Raw genomic sequence first — 15,225 nt, forward strand, 5'->3', positions numbered from 1 at the left:
TCCGGGACTTCACAACGTGTCGACACCTACTCGTCCTGCTTGGTCGCCCAGTAGAGCAGGACCTGGTTGTCCGCGCGCTGGGTCAGTTTTACTTTCTTCGACACGCCCCAGGCGAGCGCCTGCTGGTGCAGCGGGACATAGGCCCAATCCTTCATCGAGACCTCGAAAGCCTGCTTGATCAGTTGATCACGCTTGGCCGTATCAGACTCGAGGAGAACCTTGTCGGCGAGCTCGTCGAACTCCTTGTTGCAATAGCCGGCGAGGTTGGCTTCGCCGCGGTTGGGATCCTTCGGGTCATCCCGGCAGCCCATGATGTCGTGCAGCACGTTCTGGGAGTCGAGCGTATCCGGGGTCCAGCCCAGCATGAACAGCGAGGTTTTGTAGCCGCCGGGCTTCAGCACCTTGGCGAAATACTGGGCCTTCGGCTGCGCCAGCAGGTCCACCTTGATGTTGATGCGGGCAAGCATACCGACGATTGCCTGGCAGATGGCTGCGTCATTGACGTAGCGGTCGTTCGGGCAGTCCATCGTCACTTCGAAACCGTCCGCATAGCCGGCGTCGGCCAGAAGTTTCTTCGCGGCGTCGGGGTCGAACTTCGGCCGGGTGAAGCCCTTCGCGGGAAAGATCTCCGGTGCGACCATCAATGCGGACGGCGTGGACAGCCCGCGCATGACGCGATTCTTGATCAGGTCGACGTCGATCGCCCGGTAGACGGCTTCGCGGACGCGAACGTCCTTGAACGGGTTCTTGCCCTTGATGTTGGAGTACAGGAGTTCATCGCGCGCCTGATCCATGCCGACGAAAATGGTGCGGAGTTCAGGTCCGGTCAGCACGGTGGCGTTGGGGCTCGCTTTGACGCGCTCGATGTCCTGGACCGGAACCGGCTCGATCACGTCGACCTCGCCCGACAACAGCGCCGCGACACGCGTGGCCGGGTTTGCGATCGGCGTGAAGACAATCTCCTTCAGATTATGCTCCGGCTTGCGCCACCAGTTCGGGTTGGCCTTGAAGACGGTCTTCACACCGGGCTGATGGCTCTCGATGGTGAAGGCGCCGGTGCCGTTTTCATGGAGCGAGGCATAGCTCGGGGTCGTCGCAGCGGCGGGGGTCGGTGCCACCGCATCGTTCGCCTCTGCCCATTTTTTGTCCATGATGAACCACGTCGCCCACAACGCCGTCAGGATGGGATTGGGCGAGGTCAGGACGAAATCGACAGTGTAGTCGTCGATCTTGACGACCTTTGCATCAGCGGGAACGCGGCTCTGAAAATTCGAACCTTTGGCTCGCACGCGCTCGGCCGAGAACACCACGTCATCGGCGGTGAAAGGGTCACCGTTGTGGAACTTGACACCCTTGCGCAGGTGAAAGCGCCAGCGCGTCGGCTCGGGCGTCTCCCAGCTTTCGGCGAGTGCCGGGATGATCTTCAAATCCTTGTCCCGGGCGACCAAGCCTTCATAGACATGGCCGAGATGTGCACTGGTGGTCGACTCGTTCAGCGTGTAGGGATCGAGCGATTTGAGCTCACCCTGGTTGGCATAGCGCAGCGTCTGACTGGACGCCGGCGAGACCGCCAACGCAAGCGCACCGGCGAGCGTCGCCGCAAACAGACTTCGTCCGACTGACATTCTTGACCCTCTCCACTCGCCCCGACCGTCATTTTTGATTGTTCGGCGGGGCCGATCGATCCATGTTGCCCAGAGTTCTCGACCCGTGCAAGCGCCATTCCAGCAAGGAACGCGCCAAGTTGCGCCGCTGTGCAGCAATGCTGACCAGCAATTTGGGGGTGAAGGCCTGGTGGGAGATATCCGACTTTTGAGCTGTGAATTCCCCCGGATCAGGGCGGTGGTGCCTCCGCCGCGGTGGTCGCGACGGGGGGTGATGGACCATACCCCTCGATTGCGGAAGCCGGCGGCCCCGCCGTCCGCCTCAGGTCGCTTGCGTTGCACACCGTGTCGCGGCGATACTCCACCAGGCCGCTCGAATCTCATCTGGAGGGGGACATGAAAGTAAACATCGAAATCGACTGCACCCCCCTCGAGGCTCGCCAGTTCTTCGGTTTGCCCGACGTGGGGCCGATGCAAACGGCGGTGATGGACAAGCTGCAGCAGCAGGTGCTCAGCAACATCGAGAAGGTCTCGCCGGAATCGCTGATCCAGAGCTGGTTCACCTTCGATCCGAAGATCGCCGAGCGGTTTCAGGACATGTTTGTCACGATGGCCGGCCTCGGCGGCACGCGCAGCAGCGACAAGAAAAAATAGTGTCGTCCGGGCCGGAGGGCGCGCGGGAGAAAGGCCGGCTGCGTCCGCCGGGTCTCGGCCTGCTGCTCGCCGAAGCCCGCGGCCTGTTCGAGCTCAATGCGAGCCTGCTGCTGTCGCCACTCCTGATGCGGGCGCCGAAGGGGGACGGCCATCCGGTGCTGGCGCTGCCGGGCTTTCTCGCCAGCGATCTCTCGATGGTGCCGATGCGGCGCTATCTCAGCGAGCTCGGCTATCAGGCACATGCCTGGCGGATGGGCCGCAATCTCGGCGGGCTGGAGCGGATGCGGGATGCGCTGCGCGCCCGTCTTGGCGAGGTTCATGCCGCGAGCGGACGCAAAGTCAGCCTGGTCGGATGGAGTCTCGGCGGCGTCTATGCCCGTGATCTCGCGCTTTGGGCACCCGACAAGGTCCGCTACGTCGTTACGCTCGGCAGTCCGTTCGCCAATGACGTGCGGGCGACCAACGCCACGCGGCTCTACGAGGCGCTGTCCGGCGAGCGGGTCGAAGATTTTGCGGAAGCTCGCGAGGCGATCGCCGGCGATCTGCCGGTGCCGACAACCTCGATCTATTCGCGCGCCGACGGTGTGGTTAACTGGCGGACCTGCCTGCTGCGCCCCTCTGACCGTGCCGAGAACATCGAGGTGCATCTGGGGAGCCATATCGGGCTCGGGGTGAACCCTGCAGCGCTGTGGGCCGTGGCCGACCGCCTGGCCCAGCCAGAAGGGGAATTCTCGCCATTTGACCGGGCAGGGCCGTTTGCCATTGCATATGCCCCGCCGGAACAGGCAGTATCGGCCTGACGAGAAGCGCCGCCAAGGCGCCCGTCAAATCCTGCGGGAGGGAACCATGGCTGACGGTAAGAAGCTGTCGTCGCTGGACGCGTCGTTTCTGTATCTCGAAACGCCGGAAATGCCGATGCATGTCGGCAGCATGGCGATCTTCCGCCTGCCCGACGACTACAAGGGCGACTTCTTCGAAGACTTCAAGGCGATGATCGTCTCGCGTCTGCATATCGCACCGATCCTCAAAGCGCGGCTGGAGAAGGCGCCGCTCGACATCGACCACCCCTCCTGGGTCGAGGACGACCAATTCGACATCGATCGTCACATCTTCCGCGCCAGCCTGCCGCGGCCGCGCGACCGCGCCACGCTCGAGCGCATCGTCGGCTGGATGCATGCCAAGCTCTTGAACCGCGCACGTCCGCTCTGGGAGTTCTACGTGTTCGAGGGCATGAAGGACAACGAGGTCGGGCTCTACTCCAAGATGCACCATGCCGCGATTGACGGCGGCGCCGGTGCGGCGCTGACCAACATGATCTACGACATCTCGCCGATCCCACGGAAGGTCGAGCCGCCGACGGCTGGAAGCAAGCCCGGACAGGAGCCGCGCGACATCGCCGCCAACCTGCTCGATTCCTATCAGCAGCTGTTCAGCCAGCCGCTCGATGCCTCGGCGGCGGCGAAGAACCTGCAGCTGCCGCGCACCGGCAAGAGCGACATCGGCTCCATCCTGTTCGACAACGCTATGTACCAGATCGAGAGCGCGGTGCGCTTTGCCGGCAACATCCCGGCCGTGCTCAAGAGCGTGTCCGAGGTGCTCGGCAAGATCACCGATCCGAAGTCGCGCGAGAGTCTCGCCAGCATGGTGTCGCCGCCGACCATGCTCAACAAGACCATCTCCTCGGAGCGGAGCTTTGCCGGCGTGTCGATCCCGCTGTCGCGGGCGAAGGCGCTGGCCAAGCAGGCCGGCGGCAAGCTCAACGACGTGGTGCTGGCGCTCGCCTCCGGCGTGGTTCGCCGCTATCTCCTGCAATACGGCACGCTGCCGGCGAAGTCCTTGACCGCGGCGGTGCCAATCTCGCTGCGCGAGGAGGGCAACACCGAGGCCAACAACCAGGTCTTCGGCATGATCTGCTCGATCGCGACCAACATCGACGATCCCAAGGCGCGGCTCCAGGCCATCATCGCGCAGTCGACCAAGTCCAAGGAGATGTCGCATCCCCTCCGCGCGCTGATGCCGCAGGTCTCCAACATCTCGATGCTGGGCGCGCCGATCATGGTGCAGATTCTGGCGCTGCTCTACAGCCGCTCCAACCTGTCGGACGTGCTGCCGCCGGCCGCGAATATCACCGTGTCCAACGTGCCCGGACCGCGGCAGACGCTTTACGCTGCCGGCGCGGAGCTGCTGCACATCTTCCCGGTGTCGATCTCAACGCACGGGCAGGCGCTCAACATCACCGTGCAGAGCTACCGCGATCAGCTCGATTTCGGCTTCATCGTCGGCGCCAACATCATTCCGCACGTGCAGGTGATGTGCGACATGCTGCCGGAGGAGTTCGCCGCGCTGGAGGCGGCCTACGCCCCGCGGGCGGCGGGCGTCAAGGGCGCTGCCGAGTAGGAATGTCGCAATGATCGAAATGCCGCCGCTCAAGTTCGCGCAGACGAACGGAATCCGCATGGGCTATTACGAGGCGGGTCCGGCCGATGACAAGCCGCCGGTCGTGCTGTGCCACGGCTGGCCCGAGCTCGCCTTCTCCTGGCGCCACCAGATCAAGGCGCTGAGCGAGGCCGGCATCCGGGTGATTGCTCCGGACCAGCGCGGCTATGGCGCGACCGACCGGCCAGAGCCGGTCGAGGACTACGACATGGAGCATTTGACGGGTGATCTCGTCGGTCTGCTCGATCATCTCGGGATCGAGAAGGCGATCTTCGTCGGTCATGACTGGGGCGGCTTCGTCGTCTGGCAGATGCCGTTGCGGCATCCTTCGCGCGTCGCCGGTGTGGTGGGCGTCAACACCCCGCATTGGGACCGCATGCCGATCGACCCCATCGCGATGTTCCGCCAGCGTTACGGCGACCAGATGTACATTGTCCAGTTCCAGGATCCCGCGCGGGAGCCGGACAAGATCTTCGGCAGCCGGGTCGAGCAGACCTTCGACGCCTTCATGCGCAAGCCGCTGGCAAAGCCGGCGGCGAAGCCGGACGGGCCGCCGATCGCAGGCGTCGGCGCCTCGGCAAAGACCAATCTGGCCTTCCCGCAAATGATCGCGGCGTACGATGCCAAGGTCGATCCGCGCACGCCGATCCTGTCGGCTGACGAGAAGAAGGTGTTCGTCGACACCTTCACGAAGACCGGATTCACCGGCGGCATCAACTGGTATCGCAATTTCTCCCGTAACTGGGAGCGGTCGAAGGGCCTGGACCACAACATCCATGTGCCGTCGTTGATGATCATGGCCGAGAACGACGCGGTGCTGCCGCCCTCGGCGGCCGACGGCATGGAGAGGCTGATCGGCGATCTCGAGAAGTATCTGGTGAAGGACAGCGGCCATTGGACGCAGCAGGAGAAGCCGGAAGAGGTCAGCGCCAAGCTGATCGAATGGCGTAGAAGGCGGTTTGGTTGACGACGCAGTCGTCGTCCCGGGGCGATGCGTAGCATCGAACCCGGGATCTCGAGATTCCGGGTCTGGTCCTTCGCACCATCCCGGAATGACGCAAGGCAGGGGGAAGCGCAGTTAATGTCGTCATCCAAGAACCGTCTGGACCCGATCCCGCATCCGCCGACCAAGCCCGTGGTCGGCAACATGCTGTCGCTGGATTCGGCCGCTCCCGTGCAGCATCTGACGCGGCTCGCCAAGCAGCTCGGTCCGATCTTCTGGCTCGACATGATGGGCTCGCCGATCGTGGTCGTCTCGGGCCACGATCTCGTCGACGAGCTTTCCGATGAGAAGCGGTTCGACAAGACGGTGCGCGGCGCGCTGCGGCGCGTGCGTGCGGTCGGCGGCGACGGCCTGTTCACGGCGGATACCAAGGAGCCGAACTGGAGCAAGGCGCACAACATCCTGCTCCAGCCCTTCGGCAACCGCGCCATGCAGTCCTACCACCCGAGCATGGTCGACATCGCCGAGCAGCTCGTCCACAAATGGGAGCGGCTCAACGCCGACGACGAGATCGACGTCGTGCACGACATGACTGCGCTGACGCTGGATACGATCGGCCTGTGCGGCTTCGAGTACCGCTTCAATTCGTTCTACCGGCGCGACTACCATCCCTTCGTGGAGTCGCTGGTGCGCTCGCTCGAAACCATCATGATGACGCGCGGCCTGCCGTTCGAGCAGCTCTGGATGCAGAAGCGGCGCAAGACGCTCGCTGAGGACGTCGCCTTCATGAACAAGATGGTCGACGAGATCATCGCCGAGCGCCGCAAGAGCGCCGAAGGCATCGACGACAAGAAGGACATGCTGGCGGCGATGATGACCGGCGTCGATCGTACGACCGGCGAGCAGCTCGACGACGTCAACATCCGCTACCAGATCAATACGTTCCTGATCGCGGGGCACGAGACCACCAGCGGCCTGCTGTCCTACACGCTGTATGCGCTGCTCAAGCACCCGGAGATCCTCAAGAAGGCCTATGACGAGGTCGACCGTGTCTTCGGCCCCGACGTCAATGCCAAGCCGACCTACCAGCAGGTGACGCAGCTCACCTACATCACGCAGATCCTGAAGGAGGCGCTGCGGCTGTGGCCGCCGGCGCCGGCCTACGGCATCTCGCCGCTGAACGACGAGGCCATCGGCGGCGGCAAGTACAAGCTCAGGAAGGGCACCTTCACCACCATCCTGGTGACCGCGCTGCATCGCGATCCCTCGGTCTGGGGACCCAACCCCGATGCCTTCGATCCCGAGAATTTCAGCCGCGAGGCGGAAGCGAAGCGGCCAATCAATGCCTGGAAGCCGTTCGGCAACGGCCAGCGCGCCTGCATCGGCCGCGGCTTCGCCATGCACGAGGCCGCGCTGGCGCTCGGCATGATCCTGCAGCGCTTCAGGCTGATCGATCACCAGCGCTACCAGATGCACCTGAAGGAGACGCTGACGATCAAGCCGGAAGGCTTCAAGATCAAGGTGCGGCCGCGCGCCGATCGTGAGCGGGGCGCCTATGGCGGGCCTGTCGCGGCCGCCGGCTCGGCGCCGAAGGTGCCGCGCCAGCCGACGGCCCGGCCCGGCCACAACACGCCGATGCTGGTGCTTTACGGCTCCAATCTCGGCACTGCCGAGGAGCTCGCGACGCGCATGGCAGATCTTGCGGAGATCAACGGCTTTGCCGTGCATCTTGGTCCGCTCGACGACTATGTCGGCAAGCTGCCGCAGGAGGGCGGCGTGCTGATCATCTGCGCCTCCTACAACGGCGCGCCGCCCGACAACGCGACGCAATTCGTCAAATGGCTTGGCGGCGATTTGCCGAAGGATGCCTTTGCCGGCGTCCGGTACGCCGTGTTCGGCTGCGGTAATAGCGACTGGGCCGCGACCTATCAATCGGTGCCGCGCCTGATCGACGAGCAATTGTCGGCGCACGGTGCCCGCGCGGTCTATCCGCGCGGCGAGGGCGATGCGCGCAGCGATCTCGACGGCCAGTTCCAGAAATGGTTCCCGGCTGCCGCACAGGTTGCGACCAAGGAATTCGGCATCGACTGGAATTTTCCCCGCACCGCGGAGGATGATCCGCTCTACGCGATCGAGCCGGTGGCGGTGACCGCGGTCAACACCATCGTCACCCAGGGCGGTGCGGTGGCGATGAAGGTGCTGGCCAATGACGAGCTCCAGAACAAGGCTGGGCCAAATCCGTCCGAGCGCTCGACGCGCCACATCGAGGTGCAGCTGCCGGGCAATGTCAGCTACCGCGTCGGCGACCATCTGAGCGTCGTCCCGCGCAACGACCCGACGCTGGTGGATTCGGTTGCGCGCCGTTTCGGCTTCCTGCCGGCCGACCAGATCAGGCTTCGGGTCACCGAGGGCCGCCGCGCGCAATTGCCGGTGGGCGAGGCCGTCTCGGTCGGCCGCTTGCTCAGCGAGTTCGTCGAGCTGCAGCAGGTTGCGACCCGCAAGCAGATCCAGATCATGGCCGAGCACACCCGCTGCCCCGTCACCAAGCCGAAGCTGCTGGGTTTCGTTGGCGAGGAGGCGGAGCCGCTCGAGCGCTATCGCAGCGAGATCCTTGCCAAGCGAAAATCGGTGTTCGACCTGCTGCTCGAATATCCAGCCTGCGAGTTGCCGTTCCACGCCTACCTGGAGATGCTCTCGCTGCTCGCACCGCGCTATTACTCGATCTCGTCTTCGCCGTCGGTCGATCCGGCGCGCTGCAGCGTCACGGTCGGCGTCGTCGAGGGGCCCGCCGCCTCCGGCCGCGGGGTCTACAAGGGCATCTGCTCGAACTATCTCGCCAACCGGCGTGCGGGCGACGTCATCTACGCTACCGTGCGCGAGACCAAGGCCGGCTTCCGCCTGTCGGATGACCCATCCGTGCCGATCATCATGATCGGCCCCGGTACGGGCCTCGCACCGTTCCGCGGCTTCCTGCAGGAGCGCGCCGCACGCAAGGCGAAGGGGGCTACGCTCGGTCCGGCGATGCTGTTCTTCGGCTGCCGCCATCCCGATCAGGATTTTCTCTATGCCGAGGAGCTGAAGGCGCTGGCGGCAAGCGGCATCGCTGAGCTGTTCACGGCGTTCTCGCGCGCAGACGGACCGAAGACCTATGTGCAGCATGTGCTCGCCGCACAGAAGGACAAGGTCTGGGCGTTGATCGAGCAGGGCGCGATCGTCTATGTCTGCGGCGACGGTAGCAAGATGGAGCCCGATGTGAAGGCGGCCCTCGTTGCGATCCACCGCGAGAAGAGCGGCGGCGATGCGGCCGCCAGTGCCCGCTGGATCGAGGAGATGGGGACGAACAACCGATATGTGCTGGACGTCTGGGCGGGCGGGTAGGGCGCGGATCGTAGGTGGGTTAGCGAAGCGTAACCCACCACTTCTGCTCCAGCGGAAAGTAAAGAGGTGGGTTACGCCTTCGGCTAACCCACCCTACGAATTTTCATCGTGCTAAACGTCGCCCATGATTCCCTGGGAAAAAATCGACACCGCCAAGATCCCCGGCTCCGACGAGGAGCTCCGCCTGATGCGGCGGGGCAAGGAGTTTTCCATCAAGCTCGGCACTAACGAGCTGATGAATAGCCGTTTGTCCGGCTCCGAGGCTGCGCTGGCAACGCTCGCGGCAAAGCAGATCGAGAAAGTCGCAAAGCCCGTTGTTCTCATCGGCGGTCTCGGCATGGGTTTTACGCTCCGCGCGGCGCTGGCCGTGCTCGGCGCCCAGGCCAAGATCGTGGTCTCCGAGTTGGTCCCGTCGGTCGTGGCCTGGGCGCGAGGCCCGATGGCCGAGGTCTTCGGCGATAGCCTCGATGATGCCAGGGTGAGCATTCGCGAGATCGATGTTGGTGAAGTCATCCGGGCGAATCGTTCGGCGTTCGACGCCATCCTGCTCGACGTCGACAACGGGCCCGAGGGACTGACCCGGAAGGGTAATGACGCGCTCTACGATGCGAGCGGGCTCTCGTCGGCGAGAACGGCGCTGCGGCCGGGAGGCGTGCTGGCCGTCTGGTCGTCGGGACCCAATCCGCCGTTCACGGGGCGTCTCAAGCGCGCCGGCTTCGACGTCAACGAAGTCAACGTTCGCGCCACCGGCAGAGGCGGCGGTGCGCGCCACGTGATCTGGATCGCGAAGAAGGGTTAAGCGGCCCGCGCCGCTGCGCCATGCGCGTGCTTGTCGATGGCGCCGATGATCTCGGGCCAGAACCGCATCGGCAGCGCGTGCCCCATGCCTTCGATCATCAACAGTTTCGCGTTCGGGATTGACGCTGCCGTGTCCTTGCCGCCTTCGGGGCGCACCAGGGGATCGACTGTGCCGTGAATGACCAGTGTCGGCGCCTGCACGGCGTGCAGCCGCTCCTTGCGGCTGCCGGAGGCGAGCACGGCGCGGAGTTGGCGGCCGACGCCGGCCGGATTGAGCCCGCGCGCGAACACGCGCTCGGCACGTTCAGGGTCGAGCGCTTCCTCCTCCGGAAAATGTCCGGCGCGCAACACCTTCCAGGTCTGGCCGTAGCGGACGATGAACTCCTCCTTGCTGCGCGGCGGTGGTGCCATCAGCATCGCGGCCGCCTCGCGCGTTGGCGGCGGCACGCGCGGATTGCCCGTCGTTGACATGATCGAGGTCAGCGAGCGGACGCGATGCGGGAATGACAGCGTCACCTCCTGTGCGATCATGCCGCCCATGGAGGCGCCGACCAGATGCGCCGACTTGATGCCGAGCGCGTCCATCAGCCCGACTGTATCCTTTGCCATGTCGATCAGCTTGTAGGTCGCGGCGACGGGAATCCTGAGGAAGCGCAGCTTGAGCAGTTCGAGCGGCGTCAGCCGCTTGCCGCCCGTGAGATGGCTGGACTTGCCGATATCGCGATTGTCGAAGCGGATCACGCGGAAGCCGCGGGCGGCGAGTTGCCCGCAGAACGCATCGTCCCAGTGGATCATCTGGGCCCCGAGCCCCATGATCAGCAGCAGCGGCTCGGCATTGTCGTTGCCAAAGATCTCGTAGCAGATGTCGATGCCATTGGCGCGGACGGTCTGGGGCGGCTGATGGGCGGTCACGGCGCGGTCCCTCCTGCTGATCGATGCTGTATCGCACGGTTCCCCGCCACAAAGAAGCGGCGTGCCGAGCAGCGGGTGCGCTTGCCGGTTGACCGGCACCGCGCAACGGTGTGGTATGGCGGGAAAAGAAGGGCATCGCAGCTCTCGATTTGAGGAGGACGCCGATGACCGACAAGACCAACGATCCCGTTGCCATGTGGCACAAGATGGTCGGCGAGATGGAGAAGGGATTCAACTCTTTCGCCAACCAGGCCATGGCGTCGCCGGAATTTTCGCAGGCGATGAACCGAGCGGGCGGAGTTGCTGCAGGAGCTCAGAAGCAGCTCGGCGAGCTCATGGAGAAATATCTCGTCGCAATGAACCTGCCGAGCCGCGAGCAGGTCATCGGACTTGCGGAACGGCTGCAGTCGGTCGAGGTCCAGATCGGCGAGATCAAGTCGATGCTGAGCCAGATGGCGGCAAGTTCCGGGATATCGCAAAGCTTCAACAGCGCGCCGCGGCCGCCGCGGACGAAACGTCCGCCGTCGGAGAGCGGAGAGCAGACATGAATGCGCCGGCTGCACTTGATTTCGCGTCCATCCCGGAGCGTATCCAGTCCGAGGTGCAGCGCGCCATCCAGCGCAGCATCAAGGGCGTCGAATATTTCTCGACCTCGGGCCCTTCGCTCGGCTCGACGCCGAAGGACGTGCTGCACTCGCGCGGCACGATGAACCTTTATCACTACCGGCCGATGTCGGACGAGATCTATCGCGTGCCGGTGCTGATCGTGATGGCGACCACCAACCGCGGCTATATTCTCGATCTCGTCCCCGGGCAGAGCTTCATCGAGTTCCTGCTCAAGCGCGGTTACGACGTCTATATGCTCGACTGGAGCGCGCCGCGGCCGGAGGAAAAGAGCCTGCGGATGGAGGACTATGTCCTCGACTTCATCCCGGACTGCGCCCGCCGCGTGCAAGCCGATTCAGGCGAGCAGGATGTCTCCGTCATCGGCTATTGTTTCGGCGGCGTGCTGTCGCTGCTCTACGGCTCGATCCATGCGGACGGGCCGATGAAGAACCTGATCTGCTTCACGACGCCGATCGACTTTCGCGAGATGAAGCTGTTCTCGAACTTCTCCGACCGCCGCTATTTCGACGTCGACCATCTCGTCGACAGCGTCGGCAATGTGCCGCCGGAGATGATCCTGTCCTCGTTCGAGATGCTGCGTCCGGCCTCGCGCACGGTGAGCCAGATCCAGCTCTGGGAGAACATCTGGAATGACGAGTTCGTCAAGTCGTATCGCATGTTCGACCGCTGGGCGACCGACACGCTGCCGCTCGCTGGCGAATATTTCCGCACCATCACCAAGGACCTGATGTGGGACAACAAGCTGTTCAACGGCACCATGTCGGTCGGCGGCCGGCCTGCGAAGCTCGAGAACATCAAGGTGCCGATCCTGCATGCCGTCGCCGAGCACGATCACATCGTGCCGTATGAGGCCGCCAGGCACCTGATCGCGAAGATTGGATCTGCGGACAAGGAGGAGGTGATGCTGAAAGGCGGTCACGTCTCGCTCGTCGCGGGTGCCAATGCCGTGAAGCGGCTGTGGCCGAAACTGGATTCCTGGCTGGGAAAGAGATCGACATGAGCGAGCAGCGTTCCTATCCGCGTCACGTCAAGACCGACGCCGGCGATATCGAGATTCGCCTGATGGCGCCGGCGGACGAAGCTGCGGTGCTGGCCTTCGGCAAGGGCCTGCCGACCCACGATTTGTTGTTCCTGCCGCGCAATATCAGCGAGCCGAAGGTGCTGTCCGCCTGGGTCAAGGAGATCGAGCGGGGCGCGATCACGAGCCTGCTCGCGGTCAAGGACGGCAAGGTCGTCGGCTGCGGCACGCTGGTGCGCGATCCCCACTCCTGGTCGCCCCATGTCGGCGAGATCCGGATGGTGGTCTCGCTCGATGTGCGTGGGAAAGGGGTAGGGCGGACTTTGTCGCAGGAAACCTTTGCACTCGCGCTCGGCGCGGGCCTGGAAAAGCTCTCGGTCCAGATGACGGTCGACCAGCAGGCCGCGATCGCTCTGTTCGAGAGCCTCGGCTTCAGGGCCGAAGCGTTGCTGCGCGACCATGTCCGGGACGTCGAGGGCAAGACCCACGACATGGTCGTGCTCGGCCACAACATCGCGCAGGTCCAGGCCCAGATGGACGCCTATGGGCTGCCCGGCGCGGTGCAGCACTAGCGATTGCCCGGCGGACGGGTGGCCAAGGAGGCATCGGGGTGCCTCATATTAGGCTTAATCACGATTTCGTGATATCGCAGTGCAATATGAATATTGCGATGCACAATTAGCTGTGCCATATAGGTCGTGCCCCGGGCCAATGTGGACGGGGTGAGCCCATAGCTCAGATCAATGAGGATGGAGAGAACCCCATGACCACTGAAACCAACGGCGCTTTCGAAGGCTTCAAGGACGCTTTCAAGAACATCCAGAATCTGGAAGTTCCCGAGGCCGCCCGCGAGTTCGTCAAGAAGACCGCCAACACCGCCAAGGATCGTGCTGCCGAGGCTTTCGCAGGCTCCGAGCGCGTGACTGCCGCCGTCGAGAACGCGGTGACCGAATCCGTCGCCGAGGCCGGCAAGATCAGCCGCAACATCCAGCAGGCGATCTACGAGGACGCCGAGGCGTTCTTCTCGGGCATCGACAAGCTCGCGTCCGCCAAGTCGTTCAGCGAGGCCGTCGAGATCCAGTCGGGCCTGCTCCGCTCGCGCGGCGAAGCGTTCGTCTCGCGCGCCAAGGCGACGGCCGACTATTTCGGCAAGCTCGCCGCCAACGGTGCGAAGTCCGCTCACGACAATTTCGCCAAGGTCTACAACAAGACCGCCTGATCTGGCGCCTGAGCAGAAACTGAATTTGAGGCCCGCTTCGGCGGGCCTTTTGTTTGGCGCCGCCGTCATCATCCCAATCATTCCGGGGTGTCCGAAGGGCGAACTATGGAGCGCCTTTGCGCACCTGAGAATCTCGAGATTCCGGGTTCGATGCTTTGCATCGCCCCGGAATGACGTAGTCTCCAATTCACAATGAACGCACCCGCCACCTTTTCCCTCGACACTCCCGGCGACGCCGAGCGCGCGGCCGAGCTGCGCCGCGTCAAGGCGCTGGCGACGCTCGTGCTGGCCTCGACGCTGGCGCTGTTCATCATCGCGAAATGGCTGCTGCCGGTGCATCCAATGTTCGGCTTCATCGCCGCCTTCGCGGAAGCCGCGACCATCGGCGGCCTCGCCGACTGGTATGCCGTGGTGGCGCTGTTCAAAAGGCCAGTCGGCCTGCCGATCCCGCATACTGCGATCATCCAGAGCAACCAGGCCCGCATCGCCGACAAGCTCGGCGAATTCATCCAGGTGCATTTTCTCGAGGCCGGCCCAGTCGAGGCCAAGCTGAAGGAGATCGACTTCGGCTCCTTCGTCGCCGACTGGCTGCGCGACCGCAAGCGCAGCGACGATCTTGCGCGCTTCGCGCTGCGGCTATTGCCCGAGGCGGTCTCGGCGACGGAGAGCTCGGGCTTGATGACGTTCATCATCCGCCGCATGTCATCACAGCTCCAGGCGATCGACCTTGCGCCGCTCGCGGCCGGCACCCTGCGTGGCTTCGTGGCGGAAGGGCGGCACCAGATCCTGTTCGACGATCTCCTGCGCGTGATGCACGAGACCTTAAACCAGACAGAGACGATGGCGATGATCCGCGAGAAGGTGCGCGCGGAATTGCCGACCCTGCTCAAGCTCTATCGCGCCGACAAGTTTCTGGTGAACAAGATCGTCGCCTCCGCCACCGCCTTCTTCAACGAGGTGCGCAGCGATCCCAAGCATCCGTTCCGCGGCGAGTTCGACCGCATGGTGCTGAGCTTCGTCGACCGGCTGGGCACCGATCAGGCCTATATCGATCGCATCGACGGCTTGAAGCGCGATCTCCTGGCGCGGCCCGAGCTCGCCGATCTGGCGCGCACCGTCTGGGCCAACACGCGCTCCTTCATCGAGCGCAGCGCGAGTGGCGAGACGCAGGTGCTGCAGCATCATCTCGCCGGCATGTTCGTTTCGGCGGGTGAGGCGCTCGCCGGCGATGCCGAGCTGCGTGGCGAGATCAACAAGGGCGTGGTGACGGTGCTGCGCAGCTTCGTCGCCGACCAGAAGAGCGGCGTCTCCACCTTCATCTCCGACCAGGTCAAGGCGTGGAATATGACGCAGCTGATTTCGCTGATCGAAATCAACATCGGGCGCGACCTGCAATACATCCGCTTCAACGGCTCGCTGATCGGCGGGCTCGCCGGCCTTGCGCTCTACTCCGTAGAAGTCCTGCTTCGATTGCTGTGACTTTTGCGTCACGCCCGTTAGCATTAACGTGCGGGCCTATTGTCGCCCCGCATCTCTCCCGCTTGAATGTCGGGAACCGGCCGCCTAGCTGATTCATGTTGCGCTGCGGAACGATCAAGAAGCCGGCGTATTGGAATTCATGCCCATTTGCCGACAT

13 protein-coding genes are annotated in these 15,225 nt (G+C 64.0%); 11 read left to right on the top strand and 2 right to left on the bottom strand.

Annotated elements, in window-relative coordinates; translation table 11 throughout:
* Positions 1-26: 26 nt before the first annotated feature.
* Positions 27-1,625: an ABC transporter substrate-binding protein gene (locus X268_RS08275; RefSeq protein ID WP_128924472.1), complete on the bottom strand. Its 1,599-nt coding sequence runs from the start codon at positions 1,623-1,625 to the stop codon at positions 27-29.
* Between the two features lie 375 nt (positions 1,626-2,000).
* On the opposite strand from X268_RS08275, the gene X268_RS08280 reads away from it, so the two are divergent.
* The 6 genes from X268_RS08280 to X268_RS08305 all read left to right on the top strand — a co-directional run bounded on the left by X268_RS08280 (position 2,001) and on the right by X268_RS08305 (position 9,814).
* The gene (locus X268_RS08280) at positions 2,001-2,258 is read left to right on the top strand and encodes a DUF6489 family protein (protein ID WP_028135213.1); all 258 of its coding nucleotides are present in this window, start codon (positions 2,001-2,003) and stop codon (positions 2,256-2,258) included.
* Positions 2,258-3,058, top strand: coding sequence for an esterase/lipase family protein (locus tag X268_RS08285; RefSeq protein ID WP_128924473.1), 801 nt, complete (start codon positions 2,258-2,260; stop codon positions 3,056-3,058). The genes X268_RS08280 and X268_RS08285 overlap by 1 nt, the downstream gene beginning before the upstream one ends.
* Before the next feature lie 46 nt (positions 3,059-3,104).
* On the top strand, positions 3,105-4,655 hold the full coding sequence (locus tag X268_RS08290) for a WS/DGAT/MGAT family O-acyltransferase (protein ID WP_128924474.1): 1,551 nt from the start codon (positions 3,105-3,107) through the stop codon (positions 4,653-4,655).
* Between the two features lie 10 nt (positions 4,656-4,665).
* Positions 4,666-5,661 carry an alpha/beta fold hydrolase gene (locus X268_RS08295; protein WP_128924475.1) on the top strand — a complete coding sequence of 332 codons (996 nt, stop codon included), beginning with the start codon at positions 4,666-4,668 and terminating at the stop codon, positions 5,659-5,661.
* A 114-nt stretch (positions 5,662-5,775) separates the two neighbouring features.
* Complete coding sequence (locus tag X268_RS08300; RefSeq protein WP_128924476.1) at positions 5,776-9,015, top strand: bifunctional cytochrome P450/NADPH--P450 reductase; 3,240 nt, start codon at positions 5,776-5,778, stop codon at positions 9,013-9,015.
* A gap of 124 nt (positions 9,016-9,139) precedes the next feature.
* Positions 9,140-9,814: a polyamine aminopropyltransferase gene (locus tag X268_RS08305; protein WP_128924477.1), complete on the top strand. Its 675-nt coding sequence runs from the start codon at positions 9,140-9,142 to the stop codon at positions 9,812-9,814.
* Here the strand turns inward: X268_RS08305 and X268_RS08310 are convergent.
* Positions 9,811-10,725 (bottom strand): alpha/beta fold hydrolase, encoded by a 915-nt coding sequence (locus X268_RS08310; protein WP_128924478.1) that lies wholly within the window; start codon positions 10,723-10,725, stop codon positions 9,811-9,813. The two genes, X268_RS08305 and X268_RS08310, sit on opposite strands and share 4 nt — an antisense overlap.
* Positions 10,726-10,889: 164 nt before the next feature.
* Here X268_RS08310 and X268_RS08315 point away from each other — a divergent pair, with 164 nt between their 5' ends.
* The 5 genes from X268_RS08315 (at position 10,890) to X268_RS08335 (ending at position 15,068) form a co-directional block, all read left to right on the top strand.
* Positions 10,890-11,273, top strand: a complete 384-nt coding sequence (locus X268_RS08315) for a hypothetical protein (protein ID WP_128924479.1) — start codon at positions 10,890-10,892, stop codon at positions 11,271-11,273.
* Positions 11,270-12,352: a PHA/PHB synthase family protein gene (locus X268_RS08320; protein WP_128924480.1), complete on the top strand. Its 1,083-nt coding sequence runs from the start codon at positions 11,270-11,272 to the stop codon at positions 12,350-12,352. The genes X268_RS08315 and X268_RS08320 overlap by 4 nt, the downstream gene beginning before the upstream one ends.
* Positions 12,349-12,942 carry a GNAT family N-acetyltransferase gene (locus tag X268_RS08325; RefSeq protein WP_164937612.1) on the top strand — a complete coding sequence of 198 codons (594 nt, stop codon included), beginning with the start codon at positions 12,349-12,351 and terminating at the stop codon, positions 12,940-12,942. Before X268_RS08320 ends, X268_RS08325 begins: the two co-directional genes overlap by 4 nt.
* A gap of 191 nt (positions 12,943-13,133) precedes the next feature.
* Positions 13,134-13,589, top strand: a complete 456-nt coding sequence (locus tag X268_RS08330) for a phasin (protein ID WP_128924482.1) — start codon at positions 13,134-13,136, stop codon at positions 13,587-13,589.
* Positions 13,590-13,781: 192 nt separating this feature from the next.
* Positions 13,782-15,068 (top strand): DUF445 domain-containing protein, encoded by a 1,287-nt coding sequence (locus X268_RS08335; protein WP_128924483.1) that lies wholly within the window; start codon positions 13,782-13,784, stop codon positions 15,066-15,068.
* Positions 15,069-15,225: the final 157 nt, after the last annotated feature.

The sequence above is a fragment of the Bradyrhizobium guangxiense genome (assembly GCF_004114915.1).
Lineage (GTDB): Bacteria > Pseudomonadota > Alphaproteobacteria > Rhizobiales > Xanthobacteraceae > Bradyrhizobium > Bradyrhizobium guangxiense.